Below are 15516 nucleotides of genomic sequence, written 5' to 3'. Positions count from 1 at the left end.
ACTATTCCTTTCCCTGCGCTATTCTTTGCAGTTTTTCTAAATCTAAAGGATAATTCCCTAATTCATGTAGTGAGTCAATAAAGGCTTTATAATTAGCAGGATTAATGCCACTGTGAATTGAATTAGAAGAAGAAATAATATGTCCACCGCCGGAAGAACCGGCAAGAATACAGCGTGCAGTTTCCCGCCTTACTTGTGCCACTGTTTGATCGACAAGTGTTGATACACAATCAACATTGCCCTTAAATGCCACTTGATTTCCATAAGTTTTTTTCAGCTCTGAAAGATTCATATTGCCGCGCTCATCTATAGGATCAAGGCAATCGATACCTGTTTCAAGCAAATCGGACAATATTGCTCTAAGATCACCATCGCTATGTTTAATTACTTTTAGTCCTAATTTTTTTGCATGTTTTACCAGTCTGTTTAAGTGGGGAAGAACTTGTTCCCGAAACATATCAGGATTCATAAGAAGAGCATCGTTATTTGCATAATCGTCACCAATTACAATTACTTCCACTCCAAGATCAACAAGATTTTCGCAGATGCGGCAAGAATAATCTGCGCTTGTTTTCATTAAAAACTCAGCTAGTTCAGGTTCTTCATAAAAACTGACAAGGAAATTTTCAAATCCCATAAGATCGCGTGGTTGTGAAAATACATCTCTTACTCTGGCAACTACACAAATCTCTTCTCCTACTTCGGCAAGTGCTTGCTTGATTTTATTAAATCTATAAGGAGCATCTGGATCAGGAATTTGCAGTTTGTCTAAATCATCCATAGTTTCAATAGGGAATACGACTGGGTTGGGATATTCATCATAGGTAACTCGTGTAATTCCCCACTCATCTTTTACATGACGATCATCGATAGGTGTTGTTTTCATGTCTATGCCAACTGCAACACCATCCAAACCAATGCAACGGGCGAATTCAAGATCAGAAGTAGTGCCGCAAAGCGTCTGCATTAATTTTGGATAGATAACCCATTCCATCGTGGGTACTCGATCAGGTTCTTGAAGATTTAAGACACTAAGAATTCTTTCTCTGCCAGTCATAGAAATTTTTTTGACATTATTTTGTTTCATTAGCAGCCGCCTCCCAATGTTAATATTCCTTCTTTACGCTCAGATATGATCTTTGAAAGGTATCCGCTGTTTCGGAAATTACGCAAAGGATCTATATCGCTTAAACCCATTTCTTCGCGAACAACACTTAATAGTGGCTCGACATCTGTATTGAAAGCCTGCATCAGTATTCTGTTGCTTCCCACAATATCCTGTTCTTCTTGTGCTTTTATCAGCTGTTTGCGATCTATTATCAGTGCTTTGGCAAAAGCTGTTTGCACATTCATGACTGAATATATAATCCCCTCTAGACTATTTTCGATATTATGTGACTGATCAAGCATATAGGTTATTTGATTATTCAAGCCATCATATCCTGCATCAACAATTTCTTTGAAAATGAGAAACATCTCATGGGGATTGACTGTTCCTGAAATTAAATCGTCGTCGGCATAACGGCGATTATTGAGATGAAATGCACCTAGACGACCTTCGTCTAGTAAAGTGGCTATAATATGTTCAATATTTACACCAGCAACATGATGACCTAGATCTACTAGAACTTTAGCGCGGGGACCTAGCTTCTGACACATAAGAAGTGACATTCCCCAATCATTTATATCAGTTGTATAAAAAAAAGGTTCAAAAGGTTTGTATTCAAGCATTAAAGTCATGTCTTCATCCATAGCATCATATAAAACACTCAATCCTTCTTGCATACGATGTTTTCGTTCGCGCAAATTATCTTGACCGGGATAGTTTGTTCCATCTGCCAACCACATGCCAATTGTCTTTGATCCCATTTCTCGTGTGATTTCCACACATTTACGAAAGTGTTCTTTAGTGTTTTTGCGAACTTCTGCTATTGGTGAACAAATTGATCCTAAACGAAACTCTTGACCACTAAAGGTGTTGGGATGAACTGTACCTATTTTCATTCCTTTTTGTGAAGCATATTCACGTACTGGTGTATAACTTCCATCTTCGGTTTTATCCCATGTTACATGACTTGCCATTACAGGAGTAATACCAAGGCATCTTTGTATTTCTGCACAATCATCAATTTTTTCCCATATATTTGAAGCTGCACCGGCTTGACGGAATGTACCATATCGAGTTCCCGAATTTCCTACAGCCCATGAAGGCAGTTCAACAACTTGTTTTTTGAGATTTTTTTTGATTTTTTCTATTTCTATATTTTTTTCTAATAACTGTTCCTCTAAAATTTTGTACTGATCGATATATCTGGACATAAATCCTCCTTTTGCGTGTATCTGAATCCCATTGTTTTGAATAATTTTCATTGCTATTTAAATATAGTTATTACCATCTCAGCTAAAACTTCTGATAAAGCTGCATGGCCGTTTAAATCCAAATGCACACCATCTGCTGGATCAATCGTTGCTATTGGTGCAGTGTCAAGAAAAAAGATAGCGTACTTGTCTGCTATTTCTTTTAGCAAGACAGCAAGTTTTTCGCGTTTTTCTTTTGCGCCAATAAGTATCTCTGACAAATTAGAAAGGTTTGTTATAGCAGGTGGAGATAGCAGTAAGATTTTAGGAGGTACACCATTTAATCCGTAGGCTGGATTATGAATCTTGCTAATCAAATTTTCTATCGCCCAAGATACATCTGTTGCTGATAAAGAAAAGCGATTTTTCAAATCATTTGTGCCTAGCATCAAAATTACTAAATCAAGTGGCTTATGACTATTAAGACAGGGTATAAGATACTTTTTCCCGTTCTTATATTCTTCAATAGGATCATCCCAGACTGTTGTTCTGCCGCCACAGCCTTCTTCAATTACATAGTATTCTGATCCTATTTTTTGCTGTAGTCTGCCTGTCCATCTCTCGTAGCGGCCAAAGCGTCCACCACCTGCAATTTCTCCATATGTATTTGAATCACCAAAACAAAGGATAGTTTTCATTTTATTGCCCTCGTGTATTTAATTGGTATTCTAGATTCGTTCTTTTATGCTTTTGCGGAACGTTGACGAGCTTGTCGCATAGTGCTACGTTGACTAATCTTGTCGAAGCTGACTGCCAGTACTAAAACAACACCTTTTACGACCATTTGATAGTATTCTCCGACATTCATTATAATCAGACCATTTGATAAAATTCCCATGATTAGGCAACCAATCAGAACCCCTGCGATTCTTCCTTCGCCTCCCGAAAGAGACACTCCGCCTAAAACAGTTGCTGTTATAACGTCCATTTCCATTCCTTGTCCCGCCGTAGGTTGTCCTGAATTAATACGAAACATGAGGATTATGCCGGCTACTCCGCACAAAAAAGCATTAATTGTATAAGTAGCAATTTTTATTATACCCACGTTGATACCAGCCAATCTGGCTGCTTCCTGATTGCCTCCCATAGCGTAAAAATAACGTCCGAAATATGTTTTGTTTAGAAGAAAGTATCCTAGAGCAAAAGCTATCAACATAAATATAACCGGAATGGGGATTACCCAAAGATACCCCTGTCCTATAATTGCATACTGTTGGGGAAGCCCATATACAGGCAATCCACCTGTGATGATGAATGACAATCCTCGCACAATAGTCATCATACCTAATGTAGCTATCATAGGGGGAAGTTCAATTTTTTGAATTAGAGATCCTGTAATTATTCCAAAACAAGTTGTAAACAGAATTGCTATAATCATTGCTAACCATGGATTAAGTCCTGCCTTGACAATTAGACTAGAGGCTGTAACGCTAGTCACTGCCAAGAGGCTTCCTACTGATAGATCTAATCCTCCTGTCAATAGAACCAAGGTCATACCAACAGCAACTATTCCAGTTATCGAAACCTGACGCATTACATTAAAAAGATTTTTTACTGACAAAAAAGAATTTGTCATAAAAGAAAAGAAAATGATTAATAATACCATGACAATTACAATGCCATATTTTTTTGCGAAATTGCCCATTTTCATAGTCAAACCACCCATCCGCCTGATGCCAGGCTCATAATTTTATGTTGAGTTACTTCGTCACGCCCCAGTTCGCCAACCATTCTGCCATGGTTCATGACTAAAATACGATCTGACATGCCAATAATTTCTGGAAGTTCTGAAGAAACTATAATTACAGCATTACCTTGCTGTACAAGATCATTAATTAATTGGTAGATTTCATATTTGGCACAAACATCAATGCCTCGTGTTGGTTCGTCGAAAAGATATAAATTACATTCGCATGCCAACCATTTAGCTAGAACAACTTTTTGCTGATTTCCGCCAGAAAGATTTTTTACGATCTGTTGTGCGTTAGGCGTTTTTATTGAAAGACGAGTGATAAAATCACTAACAACATTTTTAATTCTGGAATTATTCATAATGATTGCACGTGAAAGTTTACGGATGCTTGGTAAGGTGATGTTATCTGCGATATTCATTTTGAGCAGAATTCCCTGCTGTTTACGGTCTTCTGGAATTAATGCAATACCTTTAGCAATAGCTTGTGCTGGACGTGTGCATTGTATAGGTTTTCCATTTAGCAATATATCACCTGAACTACGAAGATCAGCACCAAAGAGTATTCTCAGCAACTCAGTACGACCGGCTCCTACTAAGCCTGATATGCCAACAACTTCACCTGCTCTGACTTCAAAGTTGATATCTTGCAAAAAAGCTCCATCACAAAGATTTTTGACTTCCAGGACTTTTTCCCCTATCATGCTTTTTCGAGGTGGATATTGTTCATTCATGCATCTTCCGACCATTAAGCTAACTAATTCATCTTTGTTTGTTTCCTTTATGTTTTTTGTGTCTATATAAGTGCCGTCTCTCAAGACAGAAACACGATCAGCTATTTCAAATAATTCTTCCAGTCGATGAGATATATATATAATTGTCACTTTTTGTTCGACCAGTTTTTTTACTAGTTTGAACATGGCTTGAATTTCATGATTAGTTAGAGGTGCGGTTGGTTCGTCCATAATCAGAACTTTAACATTTCTGGATACCGCTTTGGCAATTTCAACAATTTGCTGATATGCCACACTAAGTTCTCGCACCAGAGTTGATGGATCAATGTCAATTTCGAGAGATTTAAGAATTTTCTTTGACTCATCCAGCATTTTTTTCTTATCAATCAATATTCCGTTTCTTTTTTCATTGCCTAGAAAAATATTTTCAGAAATAGTTAATGATGGAACCAGATTAAATTCCTGATATATTACACCTATTCCCAAATGAGTGGATAAAATTGGTGTCATGTAGGAATAAGTTTTGTCTTCAAAGACGATTTCTCCGGCATTTGGCTCAATAGCACCAGATAATACTTTAATAAGAGTACTTTTCCCTGCTCCGTTTTCACCGAGAAGGGCATGTACTTCACCTTCTTCTATTTGCATAGTTATATTATCTAAAGCTGTAACCCCAGGGTATTTTTTGCATACATTTTTCAATTCAAGCAATGTCTTCAAAAATTTCCCTCCTTTATAAAATATTAATCATTAATACTCTTAAGTAATGATGTGAATAAATTAAATTAAAAACCCGACATTTATGCATATATTAAGCACATTGAAAATATTTAGAATTTTTAACAGTAAAAGTAGTTTTATGCAGTTAATGTCGGGTTTTATTAGTTTTATATGCTTGTGAAAATCCCATTTAGGGAAATATTGGGATGATTTTAATAATTATCTACATTATCTATGGTTACAGGAACAAGATCTTGTAAGTAATCTTTTTCAAAAGGTTCACCTTTTATTGCTTTTAATGCAAGTTCAACACATTTTTGACCTGCTGTAACCGGTGCCTGATCTACTGTTACACGGTAGATGCCGCCTTCGCGCACTTTTTCTATGCCTTCTGGTGTAGCGTCAATACCGCCGACAAGATATTGATCTCCTGTTTTCCCTGCTGCCATAAAAGCTTCGTAACCACCTAAAGCTCCGCCATCATTAATACCAAGTAAAACCTGTAGATCTGGATAAGTTTGTATAAAATTCTCTGTTGCTTCCATGCCTGCTTGTGGGTCACCAGCTGTGGCATCGGCTACAAATTTTACATTGGGCGCTTTTTCCAATACTCCTTCAATAATTCCATTTTTACGGTTTATTACTTGTGGAATAGTGTCAAAGTTTAGAGTAGCTGCCTGTATTTCTTCGTCGCCAAGATTAGCGGCTATCCATTCACCCGCTGCGGTTCCAAGAGTATAACCCATATCATATTCATCAGCGGCAACCCAGGCATCGTACTCATCAAGTTTTGTTGTATGACAGACCACAACGATCCCCTGAGCACGGGCGCTTTGAACGATAGGTAAAATAGCTTCAGGATCTACAGCCGTTACAATTATTGCATCACAACCGCTAGCAATAAAATTTTCTAATGCAGTAATTTGTCTCTCTGTTTGATCCTGTGAATCATTAATCATGAGTTCGGCATTGTTCTGCTCTGCAAATTCTTTTGCTGCATCAGTTAGTGCTACAAAAAATGGATTAGATAAATTCAGCGTAGACATACCAATGAGATAAGAATCTTTTTCTTCTCCTTGAGCTGTTGTTTCGGTAGATTCTGTTTCTCCTTCTTGATCAGAAGACGATGTAGTAGTGGCCGTTGTTGTTTCTCCTGGCGTATTCATTGAACAGGCAGCTACAAAACAAACAATCACTATGCTCATAATCAATGAAATAATTCTCTTATAATTCATTATTTGACCCTCCTAGAAAATTTGTTATTTTAGTTATTTTGTTGGGAACGTTACCATCGTGGGTTCGTTATTCTTGCTTTCAGCCTTAGCATCACCTCTCTTAGTAAATTTACATTGCTCTTGCGATTCTTTTTATTGTGAAAGCTTTCTTTTTGATGCTTTTATTAATGTCAATAGTTAGCAGATGTGCACACCATAGATACTTTTTTAAGTGCTTTCTCTTTCTAAGAAAACAGGGTCGAAAAGAATTCTTTGGTTATAATTGTTGTCAATTTGAATCTTATGCATTAAAAGTTTAGCGGCTTCAATTCCTAGTTGTTTTATTGGCTGAGCCATTGTGGTAATTCTGGGCCTTACTAATGTAGATAGTTCAATATTGTCATAACCAACGATTTTGATATCCTCAGGTACGCGTAGACCGCTATCAAGAATTTGCCTCATTGCACCTATAGCCATGGTATCTATTGAAGTCATAATTGCATCCGGAGGTTCAGGCAATGCCAGTAAGCGTTTTGCTCCGTCTCGTCCCATTTTTATATGGGACTTGTTCATTTCTTCGTAAGTCGCCATGTAAACAAGTTCTGGATTATAGGGCAAACCACACTTTTCCAGACCTTTTACATATCCCATGAAACGATGATTGACTACACTTACATCCTGAATGCGAATATATGCTATACGTCTGCAGCCTTTTTCGTGCAAAAACTTTACTATGCGTTGACTGGATCTATATCCTTCAGAGATAACGACCGATACTTCTTCCTGATTTGTATAAATATTGTCCATGAAAACCATTGGTAGCTTTCTTGAAAGGTGATAGAAGTGTTTTAGGTTGTTTTGATCCACTTCATAGGTTGAAAAAATAATTCCGTCGACATTTCTTTTTTGTAATTCAAGAGCATACTTATATTCTCGCTCAGTATTTCTGTTTGTATTACAAATTAAAACCATATACCCGTGTTCCAAGGCAACCTCTTCAACACCTACCAACATCTCGTTGTAGAAGACGTTCGTAGAATCTGGATGCATAAATGCTAAGGTTTTTGTTTTGCCGGTTCTAATTCCTTGAGCAAAGTAGCTAGGAGAATAGTTCAATTCTTTCATGGCTTTTTCTACGCGAACCCTAGTTTCATCATTAACTGGTCCATTGTTATTAATGACTCTAGAAACGGTAGACTTGCTGACTCCGGCTAATTTGGCTACATCGATAATTGTATACACTGAATCCTCCACTAATGCATCAGTAAGAACTTGTTTGGGAACGTTCCCTTGTGCTTCAAACAAAATGGCTGCTAAATAGATGTTAACAACTTGGAACGTTCCCATAAATTTAACAACCACATTTATAATATAGCTTATGAAAATGCTGCTGTCCACACTATGCACTAAAATAAGTGCCATATAAAAAATATTTTGTGCATATATAACATTCCCAGTTGAGTTTCATGTCGACAAAGATAATAGAACAGACTTTTTCAGTTGAAGTTTTAACACAATTTAGAAAAATTTTTACAAAGATTATTGATGAAAAAATTCTAATCTGTGAAAAAATAATTTTATAAAAAGAAAATAATTTTCACCATTTTAAGGTTTTTAGTAAATTTTGCTCTGTAAATTGCTCTGAAAAGAAGATTTTAATGTGTATATAGCATTAATTGGTTAAAATAATATCAATATATAGAAAAAATATTTCAGTTTTGTGTAGACAAATTCAAAATGACATGTTAATATTTGTTCAAGATAAATTTTGTATTGGAGAATGACAAATATGGAAATGTATGAAAATAACTTAATGATGCCTGATGGCTGTGTCGCAAGAATACAATCAGAGTTTCCTAAAATGTCTGACACATCAAAAATAATAGCAAATTATGTAATGGATAATATTGAAAAAGTAATACACATGACCATTGTGATGGTAGCTGAATCTTGTTCTGTTAGTGAGGCGAGTGTTGTTAGATTTTGTAAATTTGTAGGCTATGCAGGTTTTAACGATTTTAAAATCAATCTAGCAGCTGAAACTAACACAGGAAACCAAATGATCCTTGAAGATATAAGTGAAAATGATGATGAAAAAACAATTTTGAAAAAAGTTTTTAGCTCAGAAATGCAAGCATTGCAGGAAACTCTGCAAAAATTAGACAGTGATCAATTTTCTAGAGCTGTAAATAGCATTGCTTTTTCTAACAGAGTAGAATTTTTTGCATACGGCAATTCCATTCCGATATGTATGGATGCTCATTATCGCCTTCTTAGGGTAGGAATAAACTCAAGAATAGGAGTAGATACATCTGATTCTTTGATACATGCTACCATGCTTAATCAGGGAGATGTTGCTATTGGCATATCTCATACAGGTAGTACAAAACATACTGTGAAAATGCTCGAAGATGCCCGTAGTAACGGTGCCACGACAATATGTTTAACAAGTTTTGAAAGATCTCCTATAACTAGAGTTTCTGACATAACTTTAATTTCGAGATCTGAAGAGACTACATTTAGAGATTTTGCAATGTCATCGCGTATTGCTCAAATGGGAATTATGGACGCGTTATTCGTGGCTGTCGCCTTTAAAAGAATAGAAAGATCAAAAAAATATATCAGACTTACAGATCAGACTCTTGCGGAAGAAAAATTTTAACAATAATTATTTCCAACAAAAATTATTATAGGGGTAAAAATGTGTTTAAGGTAATAATGATAGGGGAAATTTGTGAAGACATTCTGATGCATAATCCTTCATCAATAGAAGTGATGGGAGAAAAAGTGTGGGCAGAAGATATAACTATAACAACCGGTGGATCTGCTTCTTACGCATCCACAGCTCTAAAGCATCTGGGTGTTGATGTCAAAATTTATTCAGTTGTAGGGGATGATTTAGCAGGGTATAGCATGATCAGTTTTTTAAGACAAAAGGGTATAGATTGCAGTGGTGTAAAAATCTTGCCATCTAAAAAAAGCACAAAAAGCATGATGGTTTGTGACAAAAACAAAAAAACTTTTGTTGGGTGCTCTCCTATGCTACCCATGTATATACCTAAAATAGATGATTTTGGCGATTTTGATTTGGTTTATGTGGCTGGTTACATGCTTTTCCCAGAATTCTGGACAGATGAATTTTATGATTTATTATGTGAAGTGAAAAAAAGAGGAAAAATTATAGCTTTAGATGGACAGATGTTACCGGTTGATAAATTCGATCCCATAGCTTCCGGTCGCTTGGATAAAATTTTTCAGTTGATAGATGTTTTTTTCGTAGCTCATAAAGAGGTGTTGCAAATTCTAAATAATACAAAAACAAATAATCCGGGGAAATTATTTCTTGATATGGGTTGCAAAACAGTTGTTCTTAAAAAAGGAATGGCCGGTTGTATTGTTATGACTCAGGAAGACTGTAAAAAAGTAGATAGTTTTCTTGTTGAGGCATATGACACAGTGGGGTCAGGAGATATATTCGGGGCTAGCTACTGTTTTTCAATGCTAAATGGTCTTGAAAAAAAAGCTTGTGCAGAGTTTGCTTCAGTTTTTACAGGACTATCCTTAAAGAAATACGATGATTATAAAATTTATCCTAAATTAGATACAGAAATTTTTCGAAAAAAATTAGTTTACTAGACTTTTTTAATTTTATCAAAAGAGAAAAAAGAATCCACAAATTTTTTAGCGGCTAAATATTGCCGTCTGTATTAAGTGTTCTCAAAAAGTAAGGAGGAATAGAAATGAAAGCAATGAAGATCAGTGTAATTGGCGCTGGAAGTACCTACAGTCCTGAGTTGATTGATGGTTTCTTAAAAAGACAGGATAAGCTTAGAGTAAAAGAGTTTGCTCTAATGGACATTAGTCAAGAAAGACTTTCTATTGTTGGTGGTTTGATTGAAAGAATGTGTTCTAAGTTTGATGAACCACCTAAAGTTACCATGACAGAGAGCCTAAAAGAAGCAGTTGAGAATGCAGATTATGTTGTAACACAATTTAGAGTTGGTCTTTTAAAAGCTCGTGCTAAAGATGAAGCAATTCCACTCAAGTATGATTATATTGGTCAGGAGACAACCGGTCCGGGAGGCTTTGCTAAAGCTCTTCGAACAATTCCTGAAATATTAAAAATAACAGATTGTATGGAAAAGTATGCTCCACAGGCAAAGCTTATTAATTTTACAAATCCATCTGGAATTATCACTGAAGCAGCTAGTAAATATTCAAAAATCAAAGTAATTGGTTTATGCAATGGACCAATTACGACTTTCAAGCGTATATGTGAAGTAATGGGTTGGAACGATAATGAGGTTTTCTTTGACTATTTTGGACTAAATCATCTTGGTTTTATAAAAGGTATATATCTTAAGGGTAAAGATGTTACAAGGAATTCTTTTGCAGAGATATTAAATCACTCTAAATGTGATTATATGTTGGGTTATGCATTTAATGTCAAACATTCTTTAGCCATGCAGGTTTTACCTGTTGGATATTTGCAGTATTACAATCACCAAAATGAAATATATCAGAAACTGTCTTCACAGGAGACAACCAGAGCGGAGAAATTAATTGATGTTGATAAAGAGTTGTTAAAAGATTACAGTAATCCTGATTTGAAAACAAAGCCTGCAGGATTGGACCAAAGGGGAGGAGCCTGGTATTCAGAAGCTGCAGTTGCCTTAATAGACTCAATGGAAAATGCCGATGGTGCCATTCACGTTATAAACATTCAAAACAACGGAATAATAAATGAGCTCAAAAAAGATGCAGTTATCGAAGTTCCTGCGATTGTATATGGTGATAGCATAAAACCTTTGCATTTGGGAAATATTCCAGATGGTATTGCTGGTCTTGTACACCATGTTAAAGAGTATGAATCGCTTACGGTAAAAGCTGGTGCAGAAAAATCTAAAGATCTTGCTTTAATCGCTTTAGCTTCGCACCCGTTTATTAGATCTATTAATGATGCGGAAAAAATGTTGGAAGAAATTATTTCAGCACATCCAGATTATATAAAATTAAATTAAGAATGTTCGCAAAAACTTAAAGGGGGAAATATATAATGGTTAAATTTCTAAACGATGTTGGCACTCCTCTTATAACAGCTCAGAGAAGTGATTTGGTAAAAGCAATTCAGTCAGCTAGTGGACGCGTTATTATTGGAGAAACAGTAACTTTTAAGCAAAATCTGATTGATGGTGTAACAAATATTGAATTAATTAAAAGTTGGGGTTGTGACATGGCAACCTTAAACCACTACAATGTAGAGTCGCCATTAATACCCGGTCTTCCTTCAACTCAAGAAGGAATTGAGAGATTTTTTTCTTTTTGGAATATTGATAAAAGTAAAGGGATAATTCCTAAGTTTGATGAAGTTGAAGAATCTTTTCAAAATACTTTTCTTGAATTTGGGTTCGGTCGCACAATAGGAGAGGTAAAAAAACTATCTGGAATACCTGTAGGAATGACTTTAGAGCCTGTAACCAGTAGTCATAACTATCCTGCTTCTCGTGTTGCCAGCAAAGAAAATGCTCAAAAAGGTATAAGCCAAGGTGCAAGTTATATTACTTTAATCCGTACACCGCAAATGTCAGACAAAGAGTTTTCTGGTTGCGTTTCAAATGTAAGAGAGGGGGTTGAGGACAAGGGGTTGGTTAAAGCTGGCAAAATGCCTTGGGGAGGTTCCTTTAGAATTAATCCAGACAATTTTGTCACAGTCAATGAAATAAAGGAGTTGGCAGAAGCAGGGGCAGACGTAATAGTTCTTCCTTCTCCTGGGACTGTACCAGGTTTGACAATTGATCTGGTAAGAAAATGGGTAGAAGTAATACATGAATGTGGTCTTTTGGCGGAAACTACCATAGGGACGTCACAAGAGGGAGCTGATACTGAAGTAATCCAGAGATTTGCAATTGACAGCAAGATGACAGGTGCAGACTTGTTCCAGATTGGAGATAGTGTTTACGGGGGATCGTGTTCACCAGAAAATGTTATGGCTTTTGCAAAAGCCATAAAGGGGCAGCGACATGTTTTGCGCAGAATGGCGGGTTCTCCCCTCAGAGGAGATTTATATTAAATTCTTTTGATTTAGTATTAGAACAAATTTTAAAGGAGGAATGGAAAGTGAAACTAAGTAGAAGGTATATTGTTTTCATCGCATTAATACTGGTTCTATCAAATTTGATTTGGATTACCGCATGTAGCGGTAATGGTACAAGTGTTACTACTACTTCTTCAGTTAATGAAACTACAGCAGGCACATCAGAAGAAACTACAAATAACGAAACCACTAAAGAAGATCTATCAGGAGAATTAGTAGTTGCTACATGGGCAGGAGATCCTTTTCAATCAGCTTGGCGGGATATGTTTGATGAATTTGAAGCACAAACCAATGTTAAGGTTGTAATGGATGCTATACCCTGGGAAAATTTACGCGAGAAAAGTGCTTTAGAGCTAGCATCAGGAACAGGAGCCTATGATGTTCTGTATGTTCATCCTTCCTGGTTTGAGGAGTTCGCAGATAATGGATTTCTACTACCTGTTGAAGAAGTTTTATCACAGGATATAATCGATAAATATGTTCCAGATCTCTTAAATTCTTATCGTAAAGATGATGTGCTTTACGGTTTGCCAGATTTTATTACAACTCAGACCCTTGCTTACCGCAAAGATATTTTTGAAGAGAATGATATTGATGCTCCACAAAGCTGGGATGAAGTTTTAGCAGCAGCAGATAAACTTTCTGATGGGGATAATCTTTACGGAATAACCTTCCCAGGTAAAAAATCTGGTGCTTTGGCAAGCATTTTCGGGGCTCTTTTGGTAGGCAATAATGGCTGGTTTTATGATAATGAAGGCAATCCTAATGCCAATTCTTCCGAGGCAGTAGAAGTTGCAGAATATCTTGGTAAATTAAGTCAATATGCACCTTCAGGTTTTATGAATTTCCATTGGGATGAAAATTCAAATGTTGCGGCTAGTGGAAAAGCTGCAATGATTATGTGTATGACAGTTAACAGTGCATGGCTTGAAGATCCTAATCAAAGCTCAACAGTTGGTAAATGGGGTTATGTACCTATTTATTCCAATAGCGGAACACCTGGAGGTATAGTTGACAGTTATTGCTGGTCAATAGCAAACGGCACAACTAATGAGCCTGAAGCCGCAGCTTTAATAAGCTTTATTACAGATACGGAAGCTCAGACTTATTTTACTGAAAAATCTGGAACCTGCGGTGCAACTAAGGCGTATTATGAAAATACAGCATTACTTGAATCTACACCAGTTCTTCAGGCAATGAATGAAACTTTTAATAATATAAAACCTAATCCATCGTGGAAGTCATGGTCAGCTCAACAAGAAGTTTTAGAAACTCAACTACAAGATGTAATGACAGGAAAAACAAACGCCCAGGCAGCTATGGATGCATTACAAGCCTTTATGGAAGCCGAATAAAATCAATAGTGTTTATTTATGGTTCGGTTATGTTTTAATATGCATAACCGAACTGTAAAAACAAACGTCATTATCTGGTTTTGTAATGGAGGAATTTGCATGCAATTAGCAAATACTGTAAGACATAGGAAAAAAGCTGAAAAAAGAATGGGTTATTTTTTCATTTTACCTTCAATAGCTTTTTTGCTCTTTTTCATATTTATATCCATTATTTACTCTTTTTATATGAGCTTCTATGAATGGAAACTATTTGATCTTGGCGCGGAAAAAGTATTTGTTGGCTTTAATAATTATTTGAAAACTTTTTCGGATAATGTTTTTGCAACGGTTATTAGCAATACATTTACATTGGTCATTGTATGCTTGGTTGCAGAAGTAGTTTTAGGTTTTCTAATATCCTTAACTCTTTGGAACATTAAAAAAAATCTGAGAGTGATAAATTCTATAATACTATTACCTATGATTACTTCTCCTGTTGTTGTTGGTCTAATCTGGAGATACATATATGATCCTCAATTTGGAATATTAAATTACTTGTTACGTAATACAATAGGAATTGATGGAATTGCTTGGTTAGGAGATCCTTCTACATCTTTGTTAAGTGTCATGATTGTAGACATATGGCAGATGACACCATTTGTTGTGTTGATACTTTATACATCAATGATGAACGTTTCAGATGAGTTGATTGAAGCTGCCAAAGTGGATGGAGCTCGATACTGGCAAATTGTTAGAAAAATCATTTTGCCATCTATTGCACCATTTATTAGTTTTGTTATGCTTATTCGTTCGATGGATTTATTTAAGATTTTCGACACGATATATGTTATGACAAAAGGTGGCCCTGGCTATTCAACAGAAACCATAGCACTATATACCTATAAAACTGGATTTTCTTTTTATGATATGGGATATTCTATGTCTCTTTCAATGATTACCTTATTTTGCATAATGATGATGAGTATATTTTATATAAAAACTAGCAAAAGAATGATGGGGGACGATAAAGTCCGTATACTTGGTGTAAATTGAGAAATAAAAAAGAGCCACGAGCTCGCTTTCGGTATAATAGGTTTTGCGAAACTAACAACTGAAAGGAATGAGATCATGGCTCAAGTACATCTTACACTGGAAGACGAAATTCTTAAAGACCTTATGCTTGGAAATCGGGAGAACGGGGTGGCGAAATTACTGGAAAAAGTATTTGATGCGGTGCTGCGAGGACAGGCCAGCGAACAATTGAATGCCGAGCCGTATGAGCGAAGTGATGGACGTGTCAGCTATCGGAATGGCTATCGCGAGCGTACCCTGACAACTAGAGTAGGAACGCTGATTCTTCACGTGCCTAAAT

General features: G+C 36.2%; 14 protein-coding genes. 7 read left to right on the top strand and 7 right to left on the bottom strand.

Annotation, left to right across the window (positions count from 1 at the left end; translation table 11 throughout):
• Nucleotide 1 precedes the first annotated feature (1 nt).
• The 7 genes from AC0KSB_RS03100 to AC0KSB_RS03070 form a co-directional block, all read right to left on the bottom strand.
• Nucleotides 2-1087 carry a uroporphyrinogen decarboxylase family protein gene (locus AC0KSB_RS03100; RefSeq protein ID WP_472306620.1) on the bottom strand — a complete coding sequence of 362 codons (1086 nt, stop codon included), beginning with the start codon at nt 1085-1087 and terminating at the stop codon, nt 2-4.
• On the bottom strand, nt 1087-2319 hold the full coding sequence (locus tag AC0KSB_RS03095) for a sugar isomerase (protein ID WP_472306618.1): 1233 nt from the start codon (nt 2317-2319) through the stop codon (nt 1087-1089). Before AC0KSB_RS03095 ends, AC0KSB_RS03100 begins: the two co-directional genes overlap by 1 nt.
• Before the next feature lie 53 nt (nt 2320-2372).
• Nucleotides 2373-2996, bottom strand: a complete 624-nt coding sequence (locus tag AC0KSB_RS03090; RefSeq protein WP_472306616.1) for an SGNH/GDSL hydrolase family protein — start codon at nt 2994-2996, stop codon at nt 2373-2375.
• 44 nt (nt 2997-3040) lie between these two features.
• On the bottom strand, nt 3041-4009 hold the full coding sequence (locus tag AC0KSB_RS03085; protein WP_472306614.1) for an ABC transporter permease: 969 nt from the start codon (nt 4007-4009) through the stop codon (nt 3041-3043).
• Between the two features lie 2 nt (nt 4010-4011).
• Entirely contained in the window at nt 4012-5502 is a 1491-nt protein-coding gene (locus tag AC0KSB_RS03080; protein WP_472306612.1) for a sugar ABC transporter ATP-binding protein, read from the bottom strand.
• Nucleotides 5503-5714: 212 nt separating this feature from the next.
• Entirely contained in the window at nt 5715-6737 is a 1023-nt protein-coding gene (locus AC0KSB_RS03075; protein WP_472306610.1) for a sugar ABC transporter substrate-binding protein, read from the bottom strand.
• A gap of 207 nt (nt 6738-6944) precedes the next feature.
• A complete protein-coding gene (locus tag AC0KSB_RS03070) occupies nt 6945-8138 on the bottom strand; it encodes a LacI family DNA-binding transcriptional regulator (protein WP_472306608.1) in 1194 nt (397 codons plus the stop codon).
• Nucleotides 8139-8505: 367 nt separating this feature from the next.
• Here AC0KSB_RS03070 and AC0KSB_RS03065 point away from each other — a divergent pair, with 367 nt between their 5' ends.
• From AC0KSB_RS03065 to AC0KSB_RS03035, 7 genes are all read left to right on the top strand, one after another.
• On the top strand, nt 8506-9378 hold the full coding sequence (locus tag AC0KSB_RS03065) for a MurR/RpiR family transcriptional regulator (RefSeq protein ID WP_472306606.1): 873 nt from the start codon (nt 8506-8508) through the stop codon (nt 9376-9378).
• 41 nt (nt 9379-9419) lie between these two features.
• Nucleotides 9420-10352 (top strand): carbohydrate kinase family protein, encoded by a 933-nt coding sequence (locus AC0KSB_RS03060; protein ID WP_472306604.1) that lies wholly within the window; start codon nt 9420-9422, stop codon nt 10350-10352.
• Between the two features lie 104 nt (nt 10353-10456).
• On the top strand, nt 10457-11737 hold the full coding sequence (locus AC0KSB_RS03055; RefSeq protein ID WP_472306602.1) for a 6-phospho-beta-glucosidase: 1281 nt from the start codon (nt 10457-10459) through the stop codon (nt 11735-11737).
• 35 nt (nt 11738-11772) lie between these two features.
• Nucleotides 11773-12786 carry a DUF7916 family protein gene (locus tag AC0KSB_RS03050; protein WP_472306600.1) on the top strand — a complete coding sequence of 338 codons (1014 nt, stop codon included), beginning with the start codon at nt 11773-11775 and terminating at the stop codon, nt 12784-12786.
• Nucleotides 12787-12833: 47 nt separating this feature from the next.
• Nucleotides 12834-14165: an ABC transporter substrate-binding protein gene (locus tag AC0KSB_RS03045; protein WP_472306598.1), complete on the top strand. Its 1332-nt coding sequence runs from the start codon at nt 12834-12836 to the stop codon at nt 14163-14165.
• 99 nt (nt 14166-14264) lie between these two features.
• Entirely contained in the window at nt 14265-15197 is a 933-nt protein-coding gene (locus AC0KSB_RS03040; RefSeq protein WP_472306596.1) for a carbohydrate ABC transporter permease, read from the top strand.
• A gap of 75 nt (nt 15198-15272) precedes the next feature.
• On the top strand, nt 15273-15516 hold a 244-nt coding region (locus tag AC0KSB_RS03035; protein WP_472306594.1), incomplete at its 3' end, for a transposase.

Source organism: Ercella succinigenes (assembly GCF_900002895.1).
This window is presented reverse-complemented; position numbering and strand designations above follow the sequence as displayed.

Coding starts and splice junctions, on each gene's coding strand:
- AC0KSB_RS03085 (WP_472306614.1), bottom strand. CDS start 4,009: ATGAAAATGGGCAATTTCGCAAAAAAATATGGCATTGTAATTGTCATG.
- AC0KSB_RS03040 (WP_472306596.1), top strand. CDS start 14,265: ATGCAATTAGCAAATACTGTAAGACATAGGAAAAAAGCTGAAAAAAGA.
- AC0KSB_RS03070 (WP_472306608.1), bottom strand. CDS start 8,138: ATGGCACTTATTTTAGTGCATAGTGTGGACAGCAGCATTTTCATAAGC.
- AC0KSB_RS03090 (WP_472306616.1), bottom strand. CDS start 2,996: ATGAAAACTATCCTTTGTTTTGGTGATTCAAATACATATGGAGAAATT.
- AC0KSB_RS03055 (WP_472306602.1), top strand. CDS start 10,457: ATGAAAGCAATGAAGATCAGTGTAATTGGCGCTGGAAGTACCTACAGT.
- AC0KSB_RS03095 (WP_472306618.1), bottom strand. CDS start 2,319: ATGTCCAGATATATCGATCAGTACAAAATTTTAGAGGAACAGTTATTA.
- AC0KSB_RS03075 (WP_472306610.1), bottom strand. CDS start 6,737: ATGAATTATAAGAGAATTATTTCATTGATTATGAGCATAGTGATTGTT.
- AC0KSB_RS03050 (WP_472306600.1), top strand. CDS start 11,773: ATGGTTAAATTTCTAAACGATGTTGGCACTCCTCTTATAACAGCTCAG.
- AC0KSB_RS03100 (WP_472306620.1), bottom strand. CDS start 1,087: ATGAAACAAAATAATGTCAAAAAAATTTCTATGACTGGCAGAGAAAGA.
- AC0KSB_RS03065 (WP_472306606.1), top strand. CDS start 8,506: ATGGAAATGTATGAAAATAACTTAATGATGCCTGATGGCTGTGTCGCA.